Here is a 20,389-nt window from a genome sequence, read left to right as displayed (position 1 = left end):
CCCGGTCAGGGGCGCTCGGGCACGCTGTCTGGATAAGGACCCCATGCCTCCCGCTTGGCGGTGGCCGGTTTGCGACCGAGTTTCCCGGCCCGGACCTGGGTGGCGAGGCTGTCGAGGATCACCCGGCTGGACAGCAGCGCGGTCTGTTCGGCCCAGTCATAGGGCGGTGAACACTCGACGACCTCGATGCCCGCCAGGCCGGGCTCGGAGATCATACGGACGAGGTTGAGGGCCTCGCGGGGCAGGAGACCGCCCGGTTCGGGCCAGCCGGTTCCGGGGACGAAGCCGGCGTCGATCACGTCGATGTCGAAGGACAGGTATACGGCTTTGGCGTTTTTCCACGCCGTCTCCAGGGCGAGTTCGGCGACTTTCTCGATGCCGACCCGTTCCACGTCGCCGACGGTGATGACGGTCGTGCCACGCTCACGGCCGACCGTGACCCCGGCCCGTGGCGCCTGCCAGCCGCCGATGCCGATCTGGACCAGGTTGGTGGCCGGCGCGTTGCCGATGTTGGTCGCGTGGAACCACGGCGTAGTGTGCATCCGCTCGTCGAGGTCGCTTGCCTGAGTGTCGACGTGGCGGTCGAAGTGAATGATGCCGATGTTGCCGTCCAGGTACGGCGCCATCCCACGGATGGTCGGGAATCCGATCGAGTGGTCCCCACCCAGGACGACCGGCATCACACCCTGTTGCACGACGTGGGCCATTGCCTGGCTGATCTGGTCGAAGGACTTCTCCAGGTTGCCGGGAATGGTGAACACGTCGCCGATGTCGACCAGGTTGAGCTGCTCGCGCAGATCGACACCGAGCTCGTAGGAGTAGGTGCCGAACAGGTTGGTCGAGCGCCGGATCCCCTGCGGGCCGAAGCGGGTACCCGGCCGGTATGTCGTCCCGGCGTCCAGAGGAACTCCGAAGATCGCCACCTCGGCATCCGAGACGTCGTGCACATCCTCGATGTACGGGCACTTCAGGAAGGTGCCCCGTTCACCGGCGAAGTGCGGTACCTCGCCGCGGGCGAAGGTCGGAATCGTACGATCGATGATCGTCGGTGCGCCCGCCAGGCCGTGAGCGAGCCGGCGTTGGATCTCCTCCTCCGCCCGCCGGGTCGGTAGCTGGGCCTCGGCCTGCTGAGCCCAGTTTCCCTCACGGTCGACCCGGTCGTTCCCGGACGCCACCATCCCATGCCTCCACAATTCGGTTCGGATACCCGTCCTCGTACCGTCCGGATGCCTCGTTGCAGGTACGGGCGGCTTAGAGCGTCCGGCAATAGGGGCGCGGCGTCGCGGGGCCGGGGCACGCACCTCGCCTCGTTGTCGTCGGTCGATACCCGACACCAGGGTGCCTTCCTCCTCCGCCTCGCGATCTACGCACCCCGACCCCGTTCCTTCATCCACGCCCCTATTGCCGGACGCTCTTATGGTGCAACCATTTCCCTGCCAGCGGTCAGGCGTTCGGCTTCACCTCGCATGCGGGCAAGAATCGACAGGCGGTCCTCTCTGAGAATCCGACGCGTGGTGATCCGGTCCGGATAGCTACGCATGAACATGTTGGTGAAATGACTGCCATAGTGGATGTAATCAGAAGTCGGGCCGGACAACGGGCGGACGCAGGCCTCGAAGCTCGGCTCGTGGAAGTAGGCGAGTGCGAAGCGCTCCCGGGTGTTCAGCCTGACCTTGTGCGGGGTTGAAAGAAGAAATCCGTTCGTCAGGAACTGAAGAATATCACCGGGGAACACCGTCAGTACGCTCGGCACCGGCTTCACGAACGTCCACGGATCGACATCTTCGTACATTCCCGCCGCGCTTTCGTCCGCCAGCCAGTTCCTGTTCCGCCGCTCGCCCTCGACAGGTGGACGTATGTAGAGTCCGCCCACGTCGTCCTGGGCGGCGATCACCAGCAGCCCGTAGTCGGTATGGGCGCCGATGCCCCGGGAGGTCTGTTCCGATGCGGCGGGGAAGCGCAGCACCCGCATGTGGTGCCAGCCGTCGTCGGTCAGTTTTGTCAATGCGTCGATGTCAGTCGACCCCAACCCCAGGGCGGTCAGTTTCAGTAATTTTTCACCGAAAACGGCGGCTCCGTCCATGAACGCCTGCATGCTTCGCTGGTAGTCGGCGTCAGGCCACGGGGCCGGGCCGTGACACGGCCATTGTCCCGCTACGCGGGCATCGTCGCGAGCGACGTCCTTGCACACGGTGAAAATCTCGGAATAGTCCGCCTCGCCGGCCGTGACCTCTTCCCCGGACGCGATGTAGCCGCTGTAGGTCAGATCACTGACGCACCCGTACTTGACCGCCTTGGGCATGCGGAAAAAGCGTCTGCTCGCCTCGATCGCAGCCTGGGTCTTCTGGTCCTGTTCCGGGCCGGTGGCGACCTGGAAAATTCCGTCCGTTCGCCATGCCTGCATCATCGCACGCGCCAGAACGATGTCGGATTCCGTCCCGCTGACGGATTCGGGCAGGTGGAAGGTTCGTAGCTCGGTCAACTCGGCCTCCTTACGTGGAGGATCGCCGCTGCGACCCGCTTCAGAACATCAGAGCCGCACCATCGGAGCTCCGTCGGAAAGTCCGGGAGGAGCCGATCGCGAGGTGGGCTCAGTTTCCCCCGGTTCTCCTGATTGAGCCAGGATGACCATGTGCTGGTATCGACGACGCCCCGCTGTCTGCTACCTGGGTAGCGGCACTGGTATTGGCACTACTACCGTCAACGCGCTGCTCCCGTTTTTGGAGAATTCGGTCCAGCGTAGGTCGGACTGATCCTCCCCGACAATCCGTACAGCCGCCATCACGTCATCGGTAACCAAGACTTTTTAGCAAGGCGGGGCGGCACCCCAGGTCGTTTCAGTTCGACGTCCTCGGTGGGAATGGGGTACACAGGCTGTCGTCACCAGCGGCATCCTGGTCCCCAACCCTGATCATTCGTGGCCGGGTGCTTCCAGGACAAAGTCAGACCGGGCCTCAATCGGACAGGAGTGTCCGGCTGCTAAGGAGGTCGGCAATGGCGGTGCGAGAGTTGTGGGCTCGCAGTGCACGAAAAAGGATGAGTCGTACCGTCGAGGCATTGGTGTTTGCTGTTGGATTTATCATCGTGAGCTGTGGGCCCGCCGCCGCGAGTTCGAGAGCGGTCTCTCCTCGCCTCTGTGCGACGAAGCCCGCCCCCCCATCGGGCAGCTCTGGTATGTCGAGCGGTTCGGCCACCCCTGCACCGATCATGTCGGGCAGCAGCGTGTGGAGCTTCGTGTCCGCGCCGAACCTGCATCCCATGCGGGTTGCCGTGACCACGCAACGACCGGGAACGGCGCCCGGCAAGATTTTTGTCGCCCCCTACAGCTTGAGCGGGATGGTCGGCCAGACGGGGTCACTGATCGCCGACGACTCCGGCGATCCGGTCTGGTTCCGCCCGCTGTCCTCGACGAATCTCCAGAACGCCGACTTCAGGGTGCAGACCTATCACAACTCCCGGACCGGAACGACGCAGCCGGTGTTGACCTGGTGGCAGGGATCCATCGCCATCCCGCCCACGTATACGAACCTGCCGGGCGGCGCACCCGAGCCGGGCGGGTGTTACTACATCTACGACACCCATTATCGTCTGCTTAAGACGGTATCGGCGCGGCACGGATTCAACGCGGACGAGCACGAGTTCCTCCTGACCCGCCGGGGGACTGCGCTGTTCATCGCGTCCAAACCGGTACCCATGGATCTCCGCCCCTACGGGGGTCCCAGAAATGGTGCGATCCTGGACAGTGAGATCCAGGAGGTCGACCTTGCCACCGGCAGGCTCGTCTTCTCGTGGGACATGTTGGCGCATGTGAATCCGGCCGATTCTGAGGTGCCGGCGACCGATGCATCGTCATCCGCTGGGATATGGGACCCCTACCACATGAACTCGATCGACGAGGGACCCGGCGGGCAGCTGTTGGTCTCTGCTCGCAATATGTGGGCGGTCTACGACATCGCCAAGCGCACCGGGAGGATCCGTTGGCAACTCGGTGGCAAGAAGAGTGACTTCACTCTCGGTCAGAACGCGGACTTCTACTGGCAGCACGATGCCCGATTCCGGCCGGGAAACACGATCAGCATGTTCGACGACGGCTGCTGCAATTCACCGGACAAAACACCCGAACAGCAGTCGCACGGCCTGATCCTCAGCCTCGACTTTCGCCACCACCACGCGTCCGCCGTGAAGACCTACTATCATGAGCCACCGTTGTACGCGGCATCCCAGGGAAGTAGCCAGGAGCTGTCCAACGGCGACGCTTTCATCGGATGGGGTCAGGAGTCGTACTATTCGGAGTACGCGGGTGCGGGGAACTCCGAGAACAACGGTTTGCGGAGCCTGCGCTACGACGCGAAGATGCCGGGTTCGAACATCTCGTATCGAGCATTTCGGAACGAATGGATCGGTACCCCGTACTACCCGCCGAGCGTGGCGGCACGAGCCGGCGGCGGACAAACCATCGTATACGCCTCCTGGAACGGTTCGACGCAGACGAGGGCCTGGCAGGTGCTCGGTGGACCAGACACCGGTTCCCTGGTGCCGCTGGTCAGCCACGCCCGACGATCCGGGTTTGAGACCGCGGTCGCGACGAACAATCGCGGGCCGTACTTCCAGGTGAAGGCGCTGGATGCGGACGGGACGGTCCTCGGGACCTCCAGGATCGTAAAAGTCGATTGAATCATCCGTTTGATCGTTGACGAGAAGGTCATGGGGTGGGCTGCTACCAGCTGGCCGCCCACCCCGCCGGCTGGACGCGGATGTCAGGTCACGAGCGCCTGCAGAGGATCTCGCCGTGGAGAACGGCGAACCAGCCGTCGGGGGAGGCCGCCCAGGTACGCCACGCGCTCGACATCCGGGCGAGGTCGTCGTCGCGGGCGAGGCCCGATGCCAGCAGCTGGTCGGCTACGGCCGAGGCCACGATGCGTTCGGCCCACATCCCGCCCCACCAGGCCCGGTCCGCCGGGGTCGCGAAGCACCAGGTGCTGGCCGTCGCCGTCACGTCGGTGAACCCGGCGGCGCGGGCCCAGGACAGCAGGTGGCGGCCGGCGTCGGGCTCGCCCCCGTTGGCACGCGTTGCCTGCTGGAACAGGGCGAGCCACTCGTCCAACTCCGGGAGCCGTGGGTACCAGGCGAACGCCGCGCAGTCGCCCTCGCGGGCGGCCACTATCCCGCCGGGCCGGCAGACCCGGCGCATCTCCCGCAGAGCGCCCACCGGGTCGGCCACATGCTGGAGGACCTGGTGGGCATGCACGACGTCGACGCTGTCGTTCGGCAGGTCGAGCGCGGTGACGTCCCCGACGATGAAGTCGATGGTGTCCTGGCCGCGGGCGGCGGTCTCGGCCCGCGCGAGGTCCAGGACCTCCTCGCTGATCTCGAGCGCCGTCACCCGTCCCGGAGCGACGCGGGCCGCCAGGTCGGCGGTGATCGTGCCGGGCCCGGCGCCGACGTCGAGCACGGTCATGCCCGGCACCAACCAGGGGAGTAGATAGGCCGCCGAGTTCTCGGCGGTGCGCCACCGGTGTGCGCGCAGCACCGACACGTGATGTCCATGCGTGTAGACGTTCGCGGCATCCACCACAGAAACCTCCAGCCAGAAATCCCATATAATGGGACGCCAGTCCCGAATATTGAGTCGTGTGTGATGCTACGCCCCGCAAGCCGGCGAGAGAAGGCGCCGGCGCATCGGCCCTTGAGGGCTATCACTCGGGAAATCGGACACGCATCGCTGGACTCGACCCGGATCTACACCCTGCCCACCGACGACGACCTCGACGCCGCCATCGCCCGCGTCACGGCCGACCGATGATCTCGCCGACCATGACGCTTGTCCGGAGCGTCACCGGCCGCGCGCAACGGTCCACCACCTGCATCACCGTGACCGGGGAGATCGACCTGGCGACCAGCGCAGACCTGACCGCCGCGGTCACCTGGGCGCTACGCGGCGGGCCGGCACTCGGCATGTTGCTGTTCAACCCCGCCGCCGTGTCGTTCCTGGACTGCGCCGGCGTCGCTGAATTGTTTGGCTTGTTGGGTTAGACGAGAGGTTGACTGAACCCGTTGATAGTCAACAGTGTTGACGACTCTGCGTTGATCGAATTTGATCTTTAAACAAAATCAAAACCATCCAAAACGGCTACCGGGCGCCGAAGGCGGTTACCCACTCCTTGCCACTTTCAACGTATAGCGCACCGGGGGACTTGCGGCAAGACCCGGGTCGTGCAGGAGAATCTCCAGCCGAAGCCAGAACCTGCGGAAATCAGGGATTCTCGCGGGACGTCGAACCGCCGGTGTGCGCCGCCGGACTGCGTGGAGCAGCTGGCCGACATGCAACCGTGCTGACTGGGGGATTTCATGATTGACGTGATCGTTGCCGGCGGCGGACCGACCGGCGTGATGCTGGCAAGCGAGTTGCGGCTGCACGGCGTGCACGCACTCGTGCTGGAGAAGGAGGCGGAGCCGACCAGGATTGTCCGCGCGCTCGGCCTGCACGCGCGCAGCGTCGAGGTGATGGACCAGCGCGGTCTGCTGGAGCGGTTCCTCGCGCTCGGCCAGCAGTACCCGGTCAGTGGTTTCTTCGCCGGCATCGTCAAGCCGGCGCCGGACCGGCTGGACACCGCACATCCCTACGTCCTGGGCATCGCGCAGACCACCACCGAGCGCCTGCTGACCGAGCACGCCACCGAGATCGGCGTCGAGATCCGGCGCAGTTGCGAACTGGTCGGGCTGAGCCAGGACGACCACGGGGTGACCGCCGAGCTGGCCGACGGCACGCAGCTGCGCTCGCGCTACCTCGTCGGCTGCGACGGCGGCCGCAGCACGGTGCGCACGCTGCTCGGCGTCGGCTTCCCCGGTGAGCCCGCCCGGGTCCAGTGGCTGCTGGGCGAGGTGGAGGTGGCCATGCCGGCGGAGGAGTTGGCGGCCGTGGTGGCCGAAGTCCGCAAGACCGATCTGGGGTTCGGCGCCGGGCCTCTCGGGGACGGGGTGTACCGCGTCGTCGTGCGCGCCGACGGGGTGGCCGAGGACCGCACGGTCCCGCCGACCCTGGACGACCTCAAGCAGCAGCTGCGGGCGATCGCCGGCACCGACTTCGGCGCGCACTCACCGCGCTGGCTCTCCCGCTTCGGTGACGCCACTCGGCTGGCCGAGCGCTACCGGACCGGCCGGGTGCTGCTGGCCGGCGACGCGGCGCACATCCACCCGCCGACCGGCGGGCAGGGCCTCAACCTCGCCATCCAGGATGCGTTCAACCTCGGCTGGAAACTGGCCGCCGAGGTCAACGGCTGGGCACCGGCGGGGCTGCTGGACAGCTACCACACCGAACGGCACCCGGTGGCCGCCGACGTGCTCGACACCACCCGCGCGCTGGTCGAGCTGGGGTCCCCCGAGCCGGCTCCCCGGGCAGTGCGCCGGCTGCTGTCGGAACTGATGGACTTCGAGGAGGTGAACCGCCACCTGATCGAGAAGATCACCGCAATCGGGGTCCGCTACGACTTCGGCGCGGGCCATGACCTGCTCGGCCGGCGGCTCCGGGACATCGCACTGAAACGGGGGCGCCTCTACGAGCTGATGCACGACGGCCGCGGACTGCTGCTCGACCAGACCGGCCTACTCTCGGTGGCGGGCTGGGCAGATCGGGTCGACCACGTCGTCGACGTCAGCGAGGAACTGGACGTGCCCGCCGTGCTGCTGCGGCCGGACGGCCACGTGGCGTGGGTCGGTGACGATCAGCAGGATCTGCACAGCGGGCTGCCACGGTGGTTCGGCGCCGCCGTCAGCTGAGCGCGCAGTCCTCGACGCGAGCGCCTGTCCCTCCGGAGGATCATCGGACTACCCTTAAAGCCGTAACGGATCAGACACGGAAGGCACATCCAATGGCATGGAACAAGCGGGGCAGCACCGGCGGCGGCGCAAGCACCGGCCGAGACGGCGTCAAACGCGGCGGTAAGGACGCCACGGCCCAGACGAACGTCAGCGACGTTGAGTTCGCGGATTGCCCCACCTGCAACGGTTCCGGCAAGGTTGTTTTTGACAGGTCCGAGCATGACGAAGGCGGCGGCTTCAGCGGCACGCAGGAGCGGACGTGCGACGCTTGCAGCGGCGCCGGGAAGATCAAGAAGAAGTGAAGAAGAAGTAATGACGGACGACCCGACGGACGGCGAGACGCCGGTCGTCCCGATGCTGGCCCTGGTGGCCTGCAACAAATGCCGGCGCCGCCGCGGCGCCCAGTTGCACGCAACCGGCGCCGTCGAGCCGATCCCCGAGACGGGGACCTGCCCGCACGGTAAGCCGCTGCGGACGGTGTGGGCGCCGGGCTACGGACCGGGCGCGGAGCCGCCGCCCGAGTCGGGATGGGACACCCGGCCGCCGGTGTAGGGGTCGCTGCTAGGGACCTCCGCAAGCAGCTCACCGGGCAGCGCGGCGGGGGGTCCCTAGAGATGGCCTATAGCGGGTGGACCTTGTGCTTCGAATCCCACCACAGGACGTAGAACACTCCTTGATGCGCGCCGTGATGCGCGCCGTGATGCGCGCCGTGATGCGCGCCGTGATGCGCGCCGTGATGCGCGCCGTGATGCGCGGGGACAGTAGCAGTCCTACCGCGTGGGGAGGGTCCGAGTCGCCTGTCCGTTACCAGATGTCCACTCAGCAAGGTCAACCGCCGGTACGCGTCTCCCACTCGGACCGGGTGGCGGCGTAGATCACGCTCGGTCGCCCGTGGAGTGACCACTCGCCGTCCAGGGCCAGGCCCTGGCCCCACCGGTCGTGACGTACCGTCCAGACCTCATCTCGTCCGGAGGATCATTGGACTACCGTTACGTTCGTAACGGAACAGACACGGAAGGTGCATACAATGGCATGGAACAAGCGGGGTAGCACCGATGGCGGTGCAAGCACCGATGGCGGTGCAAGCACCGGCCGAGACGGCGTCAAGCGCGGCGGCAAGGACTCCACTGCCGGTAGAAACGTCCGTGACGTTGAGTTCGCGGACTGCCCCACCTGCAACGGCGCCGGCAAGGTTGTTTTTGACAGGTCCGAGCAGGACCAAGACGGCGGCTTCAGCGGCACCCAGAGCAAAGATTGTGGCACATGCAGCGGGTCAGGACGGGTGGCCAAGTGAGCGCAGATGATTCGGTTGATGCGGTTCGCATGCTGGAACTTGTCGCCTGCAACAAATGCCGGCGGCAGCGCGGAGCCCAGTTGCACGCAACCGGCAGCGTCGAGCCGATCCCCGAGACGGGGACCTGCCCGCACGGTAAGCCGCTGCGGACGGTGTGGGCGCCGGGCTACGGACCGGGCGCGGAGCCGCCGCCCGAGTCGGGATGGGACACCCGGCCGCCGGTGTAGGGGCCCGGCTGACCCGGTGATTGGGCGTGCACAGTCCGGGTACGCAAGGCAGTGGTCAGCCCGAGGTGGTGACGGCGGTGCAGCTACGACCATCAGCCGCGCGGCTGGTCGAGCGACCTGTGCGGCCGAACCGACTGGCCAAGGAGCGCGAGCCGCAGGCGCGCACCGTGAGATGGCTGCCTCTTCTCGTCCCGCTCGCGGTGCTCGTCGTGGTCGTCGGTGTGGAGCTGACCGACCGGGAGTGGACGATCCTGGAGCTGGCGGTCCTGTGCCCGATGCTCTCCGCCACGCTGACGGGCCCTCGTCTGACCGCGGTCTATGGGGTCGCCGCGGTGGTGACCGGTGCTCTGCTGGGCATTCATGACGGCCTCTACCAGCCCCGCTACGGTGGACCGTTAGCCCAACTGGTCCGCCTGGCCGGCATAACAGCGGGCGCCGTCATCGCCGTCATGGTGAGCCGTTACCACACCCGGCGCGAAGCGAAGCTGCACAATGTCACGCAGGTGGCGCAGGCGGCGCAGCAGACAATTCTCTCATCGGTTCCGCCCGCGTTGGATGGCCTGCGGCTCGCTGTCCGCTACGAGAGCGCCACCGCGGAAGCAGCGGTCGGCGGTGACCTGTACGACATTCTCGACAGCCCATGGGGCATCCGGATTCTCGTCGGTGATGTCCGCGGCAAAGGTCTGGGAGCCGTCTGGATCGCCAGCCGGGTGCTTGGCTGTTTCCGGACCGTTGCTCGTCGTACAAAGGACCTCAGCGCCATCATAGCCGACCTCGACGCAGAAGTCGCCGAGGTCGGCGGTCTCGACGACTTCGTCACCGCCATTGTCGCGCAGATCCACGACGGCCAGCTGACACTGGCCAACGCGGGACACCCCGACCCTGTCGTTCTGCACTCCGACACTGCAGATCTGGTCACCGTCCCGCTCCGAGCGCCGCCTCTCGGTCTCGCCGCTGGAGCCGCTGGACGCCGCGCGGTCACGCTGCTGCCAGGCGACCGGCTGCTCCTCTACACCGACGGGCTGGCGGAAGCGCGACATCCGGTCACCGGCGAATTCTTCCCGCTCCTGGACGCCGCCCGCGACGCACTGGGATCCGCGAACCTCGACACGGCATTGGCCGAGCTGGCACGCTATCTCCATCTCTGGGCCGGAGCGCACCTGGACGACGATGTGGCGCTCCTGCTCGTCGAGATCCCGCGGGCGGGTACCGCCGATGCCACGACTCGCCGCCGATAACCTGACGGGCCGGCCTAGAGGGCCAAAGGGCGTGCGACGATCGTCAGATCGCGCGCCCAGAGGCCAAGCCCCCGGAGCACCAATGGCAGCCCCGAGGCGGGCTCACCAGCCGCGGGCGCGCCAGTCGGCGAAATGGGGTCGCTCCACACCGAGCGTCGTGTCCTTACCGTGCCCGGGGTAGACCCACGTGGCATCCGGAAGCCGTCCGAAAACATTCCGCTCGAGGTCGTTCATGAGGGAGTTGAACGCCGAGGCGTCCCCGAACGTCGAGCCAGGGCCACCAGGGAAAAGACAGTCACCGGTGAACAGATGCGGCGCCGTCGGGTCGGCGTCGTAGAGCAGCGCGATCGATCCGGGCGTGTGCCCGACCAGGTGGACCACTCGCAGCGTCGCCTCACCGACCGTCACCTGGTCGCCGTCGCCGACCAGGGTCGTCGTCGGCACCGGGATGGCACCGGCATCGGCGGGGTGCGCCACCGTCCGTGCCCCGGTGGCCGCGACCACCGCCTCCAATGCCTGCACATGGTCACCGTGGCGGTGGCTCGTGACCACGGTCGCGAGCCCAGCCTCGCCGATGAGACCCAGCAGCGTCCCGGCCTCGTTCGCGGCGTCGATCAGGAGCTGCTCGCCGGTTGCGCTACATCGCAGCAGGTAGGCGTTGTTGTCCATCGGGCCTACCGCGACCTTGGTGATGGTCAGTCCGGGCAGCTCCCGGACGTCCGCCGGCCCGCCTACCACGACCGCGCCGCTGTAGCCGTCACCTTTGATCCTGCGTCTCATGATCCTCTTCTTTGCAGGTGATCGATACCGGTGATCGGGCTTCAGGGCCATGGCACCTGATATCGGTCGAATACTTCGCGTAGATGTCCTATGGGGCATATCGCCTGACCGTTGAGATACCAACAGGCAATCCCGGTAGGGTCGAGTGCCGCTGACAGGACCCCGCGGTCGCCTCCAGGGATGATCAGCTCCGGCCATGGCCGGCCCAGCAGGTCCATCACATCGTCGACAAGAGTGTCCGCGCCGTGCGCGCACGCCGCCTCCACGCCATCCTCGAGATGCGCGAGGAAGCGGTGCCCACCTGCCGAGACGACGAAGGCATGGGCCTCAATCATTGCTGTGGAGTCGGCGTGGCCTCGCCCCGGCGGCGCGAACGACGGGTCGACAAACAGTCGGATATCGGAAAAAACAGGCAGATCGAAATCCGCCTGAAGGCGTCGTTGGACCGCCGCGCGGGCAGCATCGAAGCCGGCCGGTGACCATCGACCTACCCAGGCCGCCTCGAACGTTGCCGACGTCATGCCGTTCTGCATGCCAGGTAGAATATCGCTTGGTCGCCCTTTGCATTGGTGACCGTACCCTCGAGTCGGAACACTCCGCCGGAGACGACGTCCCGCGCGTTGACCGAACCGTGCGGCGGGTAGTTCTGGCTCTTGTGGTCCACACGCTGATTGTTCATATAGACGTCGATGACGAAGCTCGCTGCCGGCTGCGTCGGGTAAACACCCCACTGGATCCCGTAGCCCTTTCCCTTCTGCTGGGCAGTCAGTGTCCCGAGGCTGCTGGATGGGCTGAAACTTGGCGAGCAGCTGCTGCTCGGGCTGCCAACGCTGGTGGTACCGGCGCAGCCCGTAGCGACCAGCGCAGCTGCCAGGACGACCAGCAGTAAGCCTGTGCGGCAGCGGAGCCCCGTGGGTCGAGTACGCGAAGAAGTTGCCTGAACAACTAGCTCTGCCATGGATCCGCCTCAACGCCGACCAGGCGATCGACCTGACGTATATGGTCGGATGCGTTACGCACCCAGAAGTACGGTTGTCATGCATCCGACCGACGGTCCGTGACTGTCCGAATCGGGATGGGGAGGCGGCGCACGAGCGGGGGTCGTCCCGGAGCCCTCCCGGAACTGTCGGACCCCGTCCGTAACATGGCAGGCGCTGCGGACATCCCGACCCCGACCGCGGCATGCCCCGTCACCCCGAGCAGACCGCGAAGGATCCCACGATGGCCGACCGTCTCGTCGTTCGCGGCGCGCGAGAGCACAACCTGCGCGATGTCGACCTCGACCTGCCGCGGGACGCCCTGATCGTCTTCACCGGCCTGTCGGGCTCGGGGAAGTCGAGCCTTGCGTTCGACACGATCTTCGCGGAGGGGCAGCGGCGGTACGTCGAGTCGCTGTCGGCCTATGCCCGCCAGTTCCTCGGCCAGATGGACAAGCCCGACGTCGACTTCATCGAGGGCCTGTCGCCGGCGGTCTCCATCGATCAGAAATCGACCTCGCGCAATCCCCGGTCGACGGTCGGGACGATCACCGAGGTGTACGACTACCTGCGCCTGATGTTCGCGCGGGCGGGCCGGCCACACTGCCCGAAGTGCGGCCGGCCGATCTCCCGCCAGACCCCGCAGCAGATCGTCGACCGCCTGCTGGAGCTGCCCGAGGGCACCCGGTTCCAGGTGCTCGCCCCGGTCGTGCGGGGCCGCAAGGGCGAATATGTCGACCTCTTCGCGGACCTGCAGTCCAAGGGGTTCGCCCGGGCGCGCGTCGACGGTGACGTGGTCGCCCTCACCGACGTGCCCAAGCTGGAGAAACAACGCAAGCACACGATCGAGGTCGTGGTCGACCGGCTGGCGGTGAAGGCGTCGGCGAAGCAGCGGCTGACTGACTCCGTCGAAACGGCACTCGGCCTCGGCAGCGGTCTGGTGCTGCTCGACTTCGTCGACCGCGACGCGGGCGATCCCGACCGGGAGCGGATGTACTCCGAGCATCTCGCCTGTCTGTACGACGACCTGTCGTTCGAGGAGCTGGAGCCGCGGTCGTTCTCCTTCAACTCCCCGTACGGCGCCTGCCCGGACTGTTCCGGCCTGGGCACGCGCAAGGAGGTCGACCCTGAACTCGTCGTCCCCGACCCGACCCTGTCGCTGAACGACGGAGCGGTCGCGCCATGGTCAGCCGGCCACAACAAGGAGTACTTCACCCGGTTGCTGGAGGCCCTCGCCAACGATCTCGGTTTCCGGATGGACATCCCGTGGGAGGGTCTGCCCGAACGTGCCCGCAAGGCCGTCCTGTACGGGCGGGGGGAGACCGAGGTCCAGGTCGCCTACACCAACCGCTACGGCCGGTCCCGCCAGTACTTCACGGCCTTCGAGGGGGTCGTGGCGTTCCTGGGCCGCCGGCACCGGGAGGCGGAGTCGGACACCAGCCGCGAGCGCTACGAGGGCTACATGCGCGACATCGCCTGCCCGACCTGCCGCGGCGCCCGGCTCAAACCCGAATCACTGGCAGTAACTTTGGGTGGTCGTTCGATCGCCGAGATAGCCGGTATGGCCATCGGGGAATGCGCCGAGTTCCTGCGCACGCTCGAACTCACCGAACGGGAGCGGACGATCGCCGGCCGCGTCCTCAAGGAGATCGACGCGCGGCTCGCGTTCCTGCTCGACGTCGGGCTCGACTACCTGTCGCTGGACCGTGCCGCCGGCACGCTGGCCGGCGGGGAGGCGCAGCGGATCAGGCTCGCCACCCAGATCGGCTCCGGGCTGGTCGGCGTCCTCTACGTTCTTGACGAGCCCTCGATCGGGCTGCACCAGCGGGACAACCGACGTCTCATCCAGACGCTCGTCCGGCTGCGCGACCTCGGTAACACCCTGATCGTCGTCGAGCATGACGAAGACACGATCCGCGCCGCCGACTGGGTCGTGGACATCGGGCCGGGGGCCGGCGAGCACGGCGGCAGGGTCGTCGTGTCCGGCCCGGTCGAGGCACTGCTCACCGATGAGTCCTCGATCACCGGGGCCTACCTGTCGCGTCGCCGCGAGATCCCGGTGCCCGACATCCGGCGGCAGCCGACCAAGGGCCGCGCGCTGACCGTCCACGCCGCCCGTGAGCACAACCTGCGCGACGTGACGGTTTCCTTCCCGCTGGGCTGTTTCGTAGCCGTCACGGGCGTCTCCGGCTCGGGAAAGTCCACTCTCGTCAACGACATCCTGGCCGCGGTGCTGGCGAACAAGCTCAACGGCGCCCGGGAGGTGCCGGGGCGGCACCGCACCATCACCGGCCTGGAGCACCTCGACAAGGCGGTCAGGGTGGACCAGTCAGCGATCGGTCGTACCCCGCGGTCGAACCCCGCCACCTACACCGGCGTCTTCGACCACGTCCGGCGCCTGTTCGCCGAGACCACCGAGGCGAAGGTCCGCGGCTATCTTCCCGGGCGGTTCTCCTTCAACGTCAAGGGCGGCCGGTGTGAGGCCTGCGCCGGCGACGGCACGATCAAGATCGAAATGAACTTTCTACCGGACGTGTACGTACCGTGCGAGATCTGCCACGGTGCCCGGTACAACCGGGAGACCCTGGAGGTCCATTTCAAGAACCGGAGCATCGCCGAGGTCCTCGACATGCCGATCGAGGAGGCCGCGGAGTTCTTCTCAGCCGTCCCGGCGATCGCCCGGCACCTGCGCACCCTCAACGACGTCGGGCTGGGCTACGTCCGGCTCGGCCAACCCGCGCCGACTCTCTCCGGTGGGGAGGCGCAGCGGGTCAAACTCGCCGGCGAACTCCAGCGCCGCTCCACCGGGCGCACCGCCTACGTGCTGGACGAACCCACGACCGGCCTGCACTTCGAGGACATCCGCAAGCTGTTGGGTGTTCTCGGACGCCTTGTGGACGCCGGCAACACGGTCATCGTCATCGAGCACAACCTGGACGTCATCAAGACGGCGGACTGGGTCATCGACATGGGCCCGGAGGGCGGTACCGGTGGTGGACGGGTCGTTGCCGAAGGATCACCCGAGGTGGTCGCCGCAGTGGAGACCAGCCACACCGGGTTGTTCCTCCGGGAGATCCTCGGGCCGAGAGTCGGCTTCGCCCCGTCCACGGCCGCCTCATCCGTCATGTCATCGTCGGCGGTCTCCGCGTCGGCTTCCTAGGTACGCAGAAGCTCGTCCAGGACAGCGTCAAGCTCCTCGGCCGAACGTTCCGAACCCCGGGGAACCACCTGTTCGGTCGCGTCGAGGAAGGCCCGCGCGACATCGATGTCCAGTCGGACGACGGAGTGTACGTCACCGGCCGTCAGGTCGAGCCGCACACAGCCGCGGTCGGGTTCCGGCGTGATCCGCACGTCGCCGCCGCCCGTGGGGATGTCCAAACCGGCGCGAAGTGCGTCCCGCAGCACCACCCAGCTACCACGCGGCAAGGCAGGGTGATCCGGTCGGGAGATGAGTTCAAACGTCACGGCAAGCGGGTCGGCCCGTCGCCAGTTCACCTGCAGTACGGTCAGCCGCCCGCGGGAAGGTGCGTCATCGACGACCAACTCGGTGGTCACATCATCCACCTGCATCCGTCGTGCCTCCTTCGTCGTCCTGCGACGCTGTGCACCGCGGTATCGAGGGTGACAGCCGGTCAGGCAAGATGCCACCCGGAGCGCGTGAAGGGACTTGTTCGGGACCAGTCTGGACAAGGTCGACGCCAACCGCACGGGGCTTTCCCCGGGGGTGGCGGCCCGCAGCCGTCGCGGGATCAACGCCTGCCCAGCAGGTCGTCCCGGCCATCGCAGCCATCGGCCGGCGAGCACCTGACGGACCATGCTTCGCACACCGCTCATGGTCTTCGAGCATGGACCCTGACATCGCCCGCTGCGCTACGCCATGACGGGTGTCCCGCCAGCTGTGAGAAATGCCCAGCCACGGTCGCCGCAGGGCATTGCGCCACCCCAGGTCATGACCGCCCCACAAGCCCAAGTGCTCAGCGTGGTGAAATGGTTACGTGGAGGCGTTGTTCTGTGGCAATCCGGCGCGCCGTAGGCTCGGTTCATGGCTGATCCGGCGTCCTACCGTCCCGCGCCGGGATCAGTTCCCGAGACGCCGGGCGTGTACCGGTTCTCCGACGAGCACGGCCGCGTCGTATACGTGGGCAAAGCGAAGAATCTTCGCGCCAGATTGTCGAACTACTTCACCGATATCCACAACCTCCACCCCCGTACCCAGCACATGGTGACGACCGCGGCGTCGGTCGACTGGACCGTGGTCTCGACGGAGGTCGAGGCGCTCCAGCTCGAGTACACGTGGATCAAGGAGCTCGATCCCCGCTTCAACGTCCGGTACCGGGACGACAAGAGCTACCCGAGCCTCGCGGTGACCCTGCACGAGGAGTTCCCCCGCCTGCAGGTCATGCGCGGTCCCAAGCGCGCCGGCGTCCGCTACTTCGGCCCGTACGCCCATGCGTGGGCCATCAGGGAGACCCTCGACCTCCTCCTGCGCGTCTTCCCGGCCCGTACGTGCAGCGCGGGGGTGTTCAAACGTGCGCGCCAGATCGGTCGCCCCTGCCTGCTCGGCTACATCGACCGGTGCTCGGCGCCGTGCGTGGGCCGCGTCGACGCGGCCGAGCACCGGCGCATCGTCGAGGATTTCTGCGACTTCATGTCCGGGCAGACCGGCCGGTACATCCGCACACTCGAGCGCGAGATGGCCCAGGCCGCATCGGACCAGCGCTACGAGAGCGCGGCGCGGCTGCGCGATGACGTCGGCGCCCTGCGTCGGGCCATGGAGAAGCAGGCGGTGGTGTTGCCCGACGGCACCGACGCCGACGTCATCGCCTTCGCCCAGGACGAGCTCGAAGCCGCCGTCCAGGTCTTCTACGTGCGCGACGGCCGGGTCCGCGGCCAACGCGGCTGGGTCGTCGACAAGATCGAGGAACGGACCACGGGGGAGCTGGTCGAGCAGTTCCTCACCCAGGAGTACCTGGCGGACGCCGCTCCCGGTACCGGTATGGGTACGGGCACGCCCGCGTCGCCCGGTGCGCCCGCCTCGCGCAGTGGCGCCAACGAGATCCCGCGGGAGGTCCTCGTCCCGGAGCTCCCCCCGGACCCCGACGTCGTCACCGAGCTGCTCAGCATCGCCCGCGGCAGCCGGGTCGACCTGCGGGTTCCTCGCCGCGGGGACAAGCGGACCCTGATGGAGACCGTCGAGCGTAACGCCAAGCAGGCATTCACCCTGCACCGGATGAAACGGGCCGGTGATCTGTCCGCGCGCAGCCGGGCGTTGTCAGACATCCAGGACGCGCTCGGCCTGGACGAGCCACCGCTTCGGATCGAGTCGTTCGACATCTCCAACCTGCAGGGCAGCAACGTCGTCGCGAGCATGGTCGTCTTCGAGGACGGCCTGCCCCGCAAGTCGGAGTACCGGCGGTTCGCCATCCGTGGGGTCGACGGGCAGGACGACGTCGCGAGCATGCACGAGACGATCAGCCGGCGGTTCAGCCGCTATCTCGCCGAGCGGGCACGCACCGGTGACATCGCCGGGCTGCCTGCATCGGTCGAGTCGGTCGAGTCGGTGGAATCCGGCGAGTCGCTGGACCCGGTGGACCCGGTCATGGGCCGAATGGACCCGGTCACGGGCCGCCCCCGGCGCTTCGCCTACCCACCCAACCTGGTTGTCGTCGACGGTGGCCCGCCACAGGTCGCTGCAGCCCGTCGGGCCCTGGACGCCCTCGGTATCGACAGCGGCCCCGGCGGCATCGCCCTGTGCGGCCTTGCCAAGCGCCTGGAAGAGGTGTGGCTACCCGGCGAGGATGATCCGGTGATCCTGCCTCGGACGAGTGAGGCGCTGTACCTGCTGCAACGGATCCGGGACGAGGCACACCGGTTCGCGATCGCCTATCACCGCCAGAAGCGCTCCAAAGCGATGGTCCGCTCGCTTCTCGACGACGTGCCGGGGCTCGGCGAGGCACGCCGAAAGGCGCTGCTGGCGACGTTCGGCTCCGTTGCCCGGATACGCCGGGCAACGGTTGAGCAGATAGCCGAGGTCCCGGGCATCGGCCGGCGGACGGCCCAGGCCGTGGTGGACGCGCTCGCTGCCACCGGCCCGGGAGCCGCGGGCGCCACCCCGCCCGCGGTCGACCCGTTCACGGGGGAGATCCTTACGGCTGACGAATCCGCGCCGGTGTCGCCACCCGCGGTGTCCGAGCGCGGATCGGGGCCATCGGGATCCGCCGCCGGCGCCGCCACCGGGCAACCCGGTTCCGAGGCCACATCAACCTGGGGTGTTCCAACATGACCGTCGCTGCGCCGCTTGACCTCGCCATCATCACCGGACTGTCCGGAGCGGGCCGCAGTACCGCGGCCAAGTGCCTGGAGGATCTCGGCTGGTTCGTCGTCGACAACCTGCCACCGGCGTTGCTGGCCACCATGACCGAACTCGGCCTGCGTTCGCAGGGAGCGGTCAACCGCATCGCGGTGGTCGTGGACGTCCGGGGCCGGGCGTTCTTCTCTGATCTGCGCGCGACGCTGGACACGCTCAAAGCCCGCGGCATGCAGCCACGGGTGCTCTTCCTGGAAGCTGCGGACGAGACGCTGGTCCGCAGGTTCGATCACGTCCGGCGGCCCCATCCACTGCAGGGCGAGGGACGGGTGGTCGACGGCATCAGCCGTGAGCGGGCGTTGCTCGCGGAGCTGCGCGGCGAGTCGGACCTCGTTCTGGATACCACCGACCTCAACGTCCACGAGTTGCGGGCCAAGATTGACACCGCCTTCGGCCAACCGGGTGGAAACCGGTTGAACGCGACGGTGGTCTCCTTCGGCTACAAGTACGGCCTGCCGCTGGACGCCGATCTGGTGGCCGACTGCCGGTTCCTGCCGAACCCGCACTGGGTGGCGGCGCTACAACCGTTCACCGGCCGTGATCCAGATGTTCGTGACTACGTCCTCGCCCAGCCCGGGGCGATGGAGTTCATCAACCAGTACGCGGTGTTGCTGCGACTGGTGGGGGAGGGGTATGTGCGTGAGGGCAAGCGGTATCTGACGCTCGCGATCGGATGCACCGGCGGTAGGCACCGCAGTGTAGCCATGGCCGAGCAGCTCGCCTCCCGGCTCGCCGGCGACGGCGTCGGAGTCCGGGTCGTTCACCGTGATCTGGGGCGGGAGTGACGGGTAGCGGTCCCGCGGTGGTGGCCTTCGGCGGTGGCCACGGCCTGGCCGCATCCCTGCGGGCGCTGCGGCGTATCACCAGCCACCTCACCGCGGTTGTGACTGTAGGTGATGACGGTGGATCATCGGGTCGGCTCCGGACGGAGCTGGGAGCGCTGCCCATGGGTGATCTGCGGATGGCGCTGGCCGCGCTCGCCGGTACCGACGGTTGGTCGACCACCTGGGCGGAGCTGTTCCAGTACCGCTTCGGGGGAGGCGGGCCACTGGCCGGTCATGCCGTCGGCAATCTGGTGCTCAGCGCGCTCGCCGAGCGCCACAGCTCTGCGGTGGACGCGCTCGATCTTGCTGCCAGGCTGCTGGGAGCCGCCGGGCGGGTGCTGCCGCTGTCGGACACGGGTATCGACATCGTTGCGGAGGTGGCCGGTCTCGACCCCCGTCAGCCGGCGGCGGTCGTCGAGGTCCGCGGTCAGGCTGCGGTGGCCACCACGTCCGGTCGGGTCCGCAGCCTGCGCCTGGAGCCCGTGAGGCCCGCCGCGTGCCGGCCTGCGCTCGAAGCCGTCGAGCGGGCCGAATGGGTGGTGTTCGGCCCGGGTTCGCTCTACACCAGCGTGCTGCCCCATCTGCTGGTGCCCGAGATGACCGGGTGCCTGCTGCGTTCGCCGGCTCGCCGCGTCATGGTCCTGAATCTGGCGCCGCAACCCGGTGAGACCGCCGGCTATCCGCCCGAAGCGCATCTGCGGGTCATCGAAACGCATGCGCCGGGGCTGCTGTTCGACGTCGTGATCGCTGACCGCGACGCGGTCGGTGAGCCGGGCGTGCTCGCCCGTGCCGCCGCCGATCTGGGGGCACGTCTGCACCTCGTACCGGTCGCCTACCCCGGCGAGCCACGCCATGACCCCCGAC

Annotated in this window: 18 protein-coding genes; 11 read left to right on the top strand and 7 right to left on the bottom strand. The window is 67.6% G+C overall.

Annotation, left to right across the window (positions count from 1 at the left end):
- Window positions 1-5: 5 nt before the first annotated feature.
- Together speB and U9978_RS05590 are read right to left on the bottom strand one after the other, a co-directional pair.
- The gene (gene speB / locus U9978_RS05595; protein ID WP_322759957.1) at window positions 6-1,178 is read right to left on the bottom strand and encodes an agmatinase; all 1,173 of its coding nucleotides are present in this window, start codon (window positions 1,176-1,178) and stop codon (window positions 6-8) included.
- Between the two features lie 236 nt (window positions 1,179-1,414).
- Window positions 1,415-2,482 (bottom strand): 2OG-Fe(II) oxygenase family protein, encoded by a 1,068-nt coding sequence (locus tag U9978_RS05590; RefSeq protein WP_322759956.1) that lies wholly within the window; start codon window positions 2,480-2,482, stop codon window positions 1,415-1,417.
- Window positions 2,483-3,234: 752 nt separating this feature from the next.
- On the opposite strand from U9978_RS05590, the gene U9978_RS05585 reads away from it, so the two are divergent.
- The gene (locus U9978_RS05585; protein ID WP_322759955.1) at window positions 3,235-4,674 is read left to right on the top strand and encodes an arylsulfotransferase family protein; all 1,440 of its coding nucleotides are present in this window, start codon (window positions 3,235-3,237) and stop codon (window positions 4,672-4,674) included.
- 88 nt (window positions 4,675-4,762) lie between these two features.
- Here U9978_RS05585 and U9978_RS05580 read toward each other — a convergent pair whose 3' ends face one another.
- Window positions 4,763-5,572 carry a class I SAM-dependent methyltransferase gene (locus U9978_RS05580; protein ID WP_322759954.1) on the bottom strand — a complete coding sequence of 270 codons (810 nt, stop codon included), beginning with the start codon at window positions 5,570-5,572 and terminating at the stop codon, window positions 4,763-4,765.
- Window positions 5,573-5,814: 242 nt separating this feature from the next.
- On the opposite strand from U9978_RS05580, the gene U9978_RS05575 reads away from it, so the two are divergent.
- From U9978_RS05575 to U9978_RS05550, 6 genes are all read left to right on the top strand, one after another.
- A complete protein-coding gene (locus tag U9978_RS05575; RefSeq protein WP_322759953.1) occupies window positions 5,815-6,033 on the top strand; it encodes a hypothetical protein in 219 nt (72 codons plus the stop codon).
- Between the two features lie 315 nt (window positions 6,034-6,348).
- Window positions 6,349-7,776 carry a rifampin monooxygenase gene (gene rox, locus U9978_RS05570; RefSeq protein ID WP_322759952.1) on the top strand — a complete coding sequence of 476 codons (1,428 nt, stop codon included), beginning with the start codon at window positions 6,349-6,351 and terminating at the stop codon, window positions 7,774-7,776.
- Between the two features lie 92 nt (window positions 7,777-7,868).
- Window positions 7,869-8,120 (top strand): hypothetical protein, encoded by a 252-nt coding sequence (locus U9978_RS05565; RefSeq protein ID WP_322759951.1) that lies wholly within the window; start codon window positions 7,869-7,871, stop codon window positions 8,118-8,120.
- Between the two features lie 10 nt (window positions 8,121-8,130).
- The gene (locus tag U9978_RS05560) at window positions 8,131-8,370 is read left to right on the top strand and encodes a hypothetical protein (RefSeq protein WP_322759950.1); all 240 of its coding nucleotides are present in this window, start codon (window positions 8,131-8,133) and stop codon (window positions 8,368-8,370) included.
- A 738-nt stretch (window positions 8,371-9,108) separates the two neighbouring features.
- Window positions 9,109-9,339: a hypothetical protein gene (locus U9978_RS05555; protein WP_322759949.1), complete on the top strand. Its 231-nt coding sequence runs from the start codon at window positions 9,109-9,111 to the stop codon at window positions 9,337-9,339.
- 119 nt (window positions 9,340-9,458) lie between these two features.
- Window positions 9,459-10,577: a PP2C family protein-serine/threonine phosphatase gene (locus tag U9978_RS05550; protein ID WP_322759948.1), complete on the top strand. Its 1,119-nt coding sequence runs from the start codon at window positions 9,459-9,461 to the stop codon at window positions 10,575-10,577.
- Between the two features lie 102 nt (window positions 10,578-10,679).
- Here the strand turns inward: U9978_RS05550 and U9978_RS05545 are convergent, their stop codons facing one another.
- Genes U9978_RS05545 through U9978_RS05535 form a run of 3 tightly spaced genes read right to left on the bottom strand, consistent with a single transcriptional unit; the run spans window position 10,680 to window position 12,315 of the window.
- The gene (locus tag U9978_RS05545) at window positions 10,680-11,357 is read right to left on the bottom strand and encodes an MBL fold metallo-hydrolase (protein ID WP_322759947.1); all 678 of its coding nucleotides are present in this window, start codon (window positions 11,355-11,357) and stop codon (window positions 10,680-10,682) included.
- Between the two features lie 41 nt (window positions 11,358-11,398).
- On the bottom strand, window positions 11,399-11,878 hold the full coding sequence (locus U9978_RS05540) for a hypothetical protein (RefSeq protein ID WP_322759946.1): 480 nt from the start codon (window positions 11,876-11,878) through the stop codon (window positions 11,399-11,401).
- Complete coding sequence (locus U9978_RS05535; protein WP_322759945.1) at window positions 11,875-12,315, bottom strand: hypothetical protein; 441 nt, start codon at window positions 12,313-12,315, stop codon at window positions 11,875-11,877. The genes U9978_RS05540 and U9978_RS05535 overlap by 4 nt, the downstream gene beginning before the upstream one ends.
- A gap of 263 nt (window positions 12,316-12,578) precedes the next feature.
- On the opposite strand from U9978_RS05535, the gene uvrA reads away from it, so the two are divergent.
- On the top strand, window positions 12,579-15,494 hold the full coding sequence (uvrA, locus tag U9978_RS05530) for an excinuclease ABC subunit UvrA (RefSeq protein WP_322759944.1): 2,916 nt from the start codon (window positions 12,579-12,581) through the stop codon (window positions 15,492-15,494).
- On the opposite strand, the gene U9978_RS05525 is transcribed toward uvrA, so the two are convergent.
- Window positions 15,491-15,904: an SsgA family sporulation/cell division regulator gene (locus U9978_RS05525; protein ID WP_322759943.1), complete on the bottom strand. Its 414-nt coding sequence runs from the start codon at window positions 15,902-15,904 to the stop codon at window positions 15,491-15,493. The two genes, uvrA and U9978_RS05525, sit on opposite strands and share 4 nt — an antisense overlap.
- Before the next feature lie 472 nt (window positions 15,905-16,376).
- On the opposite strand from U9978_RS05525, the gene uvrC reads away from it, so the two are divergent.
- The 3 genes from uvrC to U9978_RS05510 form a co-directional block, all read left to right on the top strand.
- Window positions 16,377-18,617 carry an excinuclease ABC subunit UvrC gene (uvrC, locus tag U9978_RS05520; protein WP_322759942.1) on the top strand — a complete coding sequence of 747 codons (2,241 nt, stop codon included), beginning with the start codon at window positions 16,377-16,379 and terminating at the stop codon, window positions 18,615-18,617.
- On the top strand, window positions 18,614-19,486 hold the full coding sequence (gene rapZ / locus U9978_RS05515) for an RNase adapter RapZ (protein WP_322759941.1): 873 nt from the start codon (window positions 18,614-18,616) through the stop codon (window positions 19,484-19,486). The genes uvrC and rapZ overlap by 4 nt, the downstream gene beginning before the upstream one ends.
- Window positions 19,483-20,389 (top strand): uridine diphosphate-N-acetylglucosamine-binding protein YvcK (locus tag U9978_RS05510; protein ID WP_322759940.1); only part of this gene is annotated, 907 nt, incomplete at its 3' end. The genes rapZ and U9978_RS05510, both read left to right, overlap by 4 nt.

This window comes from Protofrankia sp. Cr2 (assembly GCF_963555885.1).
Lineage (GTDB): Bacteria > Actinomycetota > Actinomycetes > Frankiales > Frankiaceae > Protofrankia.
This window is presented reverse-complemented; position numbering and strand designations above follow the sequence as displayed.

Excerpts from the sequence above, each read along its gene's own strand:
- U9978_RS05545 (WP_322759947.1), bottom strand. The coding sequence starts at position 11,357 with ATGAGACGCAGGATCAAAGGTGACGGCTACAGCGGCGCGGTCGTGGTA.
- U9978_RS05525 (WP_322759943.1), bottom strand. The coding sequence starts at position 15,904 with ATGCAGGTGGATGATGTGACCACCGAGTTGGTCGTCGATGACGCACCT.
- uvrC (WP_322759942.1), top strand. The coding sequence starts at position 16,377 with ATGGCTGATCCGGCGTCCTACCGTCCCGCGCCGGGATCAGTTCCCGAG.
- speB (WP_322759957.1), bottom strand. The coding sequence starts at position 1,178 with ATGGTGGCGTCCGGGAACGACCGGGTCGACCGTGAGGGAAACTGGGCT.
- U9978_RS05540 (WP_322759946.1), bottom strand. The coding sequence starts at position 11,878 with ATGACGTCGGCAACGTTCGAGGCGGCCTGGGTAGGTCGATGGTCACCG.
- U9978_RS05560 (WP_322759950.1), top strand. The coding sequence starts at position 8,131 with ATGACGGACGACCCGACGGACGGCGAGACGCCGGTCGTCCCGATGCTG.
- U9978_RS05535 (WP_322759945.1), bottom strand. The coding sequence starts at position 12,315 with ATGGCAGAGCTAGTTGTTCAGGCAACTTCTTCGCGTACTCGACCCACG.
- U9978_RS05575 (WP_322759953.1), top strand. The coding sequence starts at position 5,815 with ATGACGCTTGTCCGGAGCGTCACCGGCCGCGCGCAACGGTCCACCACC.
- rapZ (WP_322759941.1), top strand. The coding sequence starts at position 18,614 with ATGACCGTCGCTGCGCCGCTTGACCTCGCCATCATCACCGGACTGTCC.
- U9978_RS05565 (WP_322759951.1), top strand. The coding sequence starts at position 7,869 with ATGGCATGGAACAAGCGGGGCAGCACCGGCGGCGGCGCAAGCACCGGC.
- uvrA (WP_322759944.1), top strand. The coding sequence starts at position 12,579 with ATGGCCGACCGTCTCGTCGTTCGCGGCGCGCGAGAGCACAACCTGCGC.
- rox (WP_322759952.1), top strand. The coding sequence starts at position 6,349 with ATGATTGACGTGATCGTTGCCGGCGGCGGACCGACCGGCGTGATGCTG.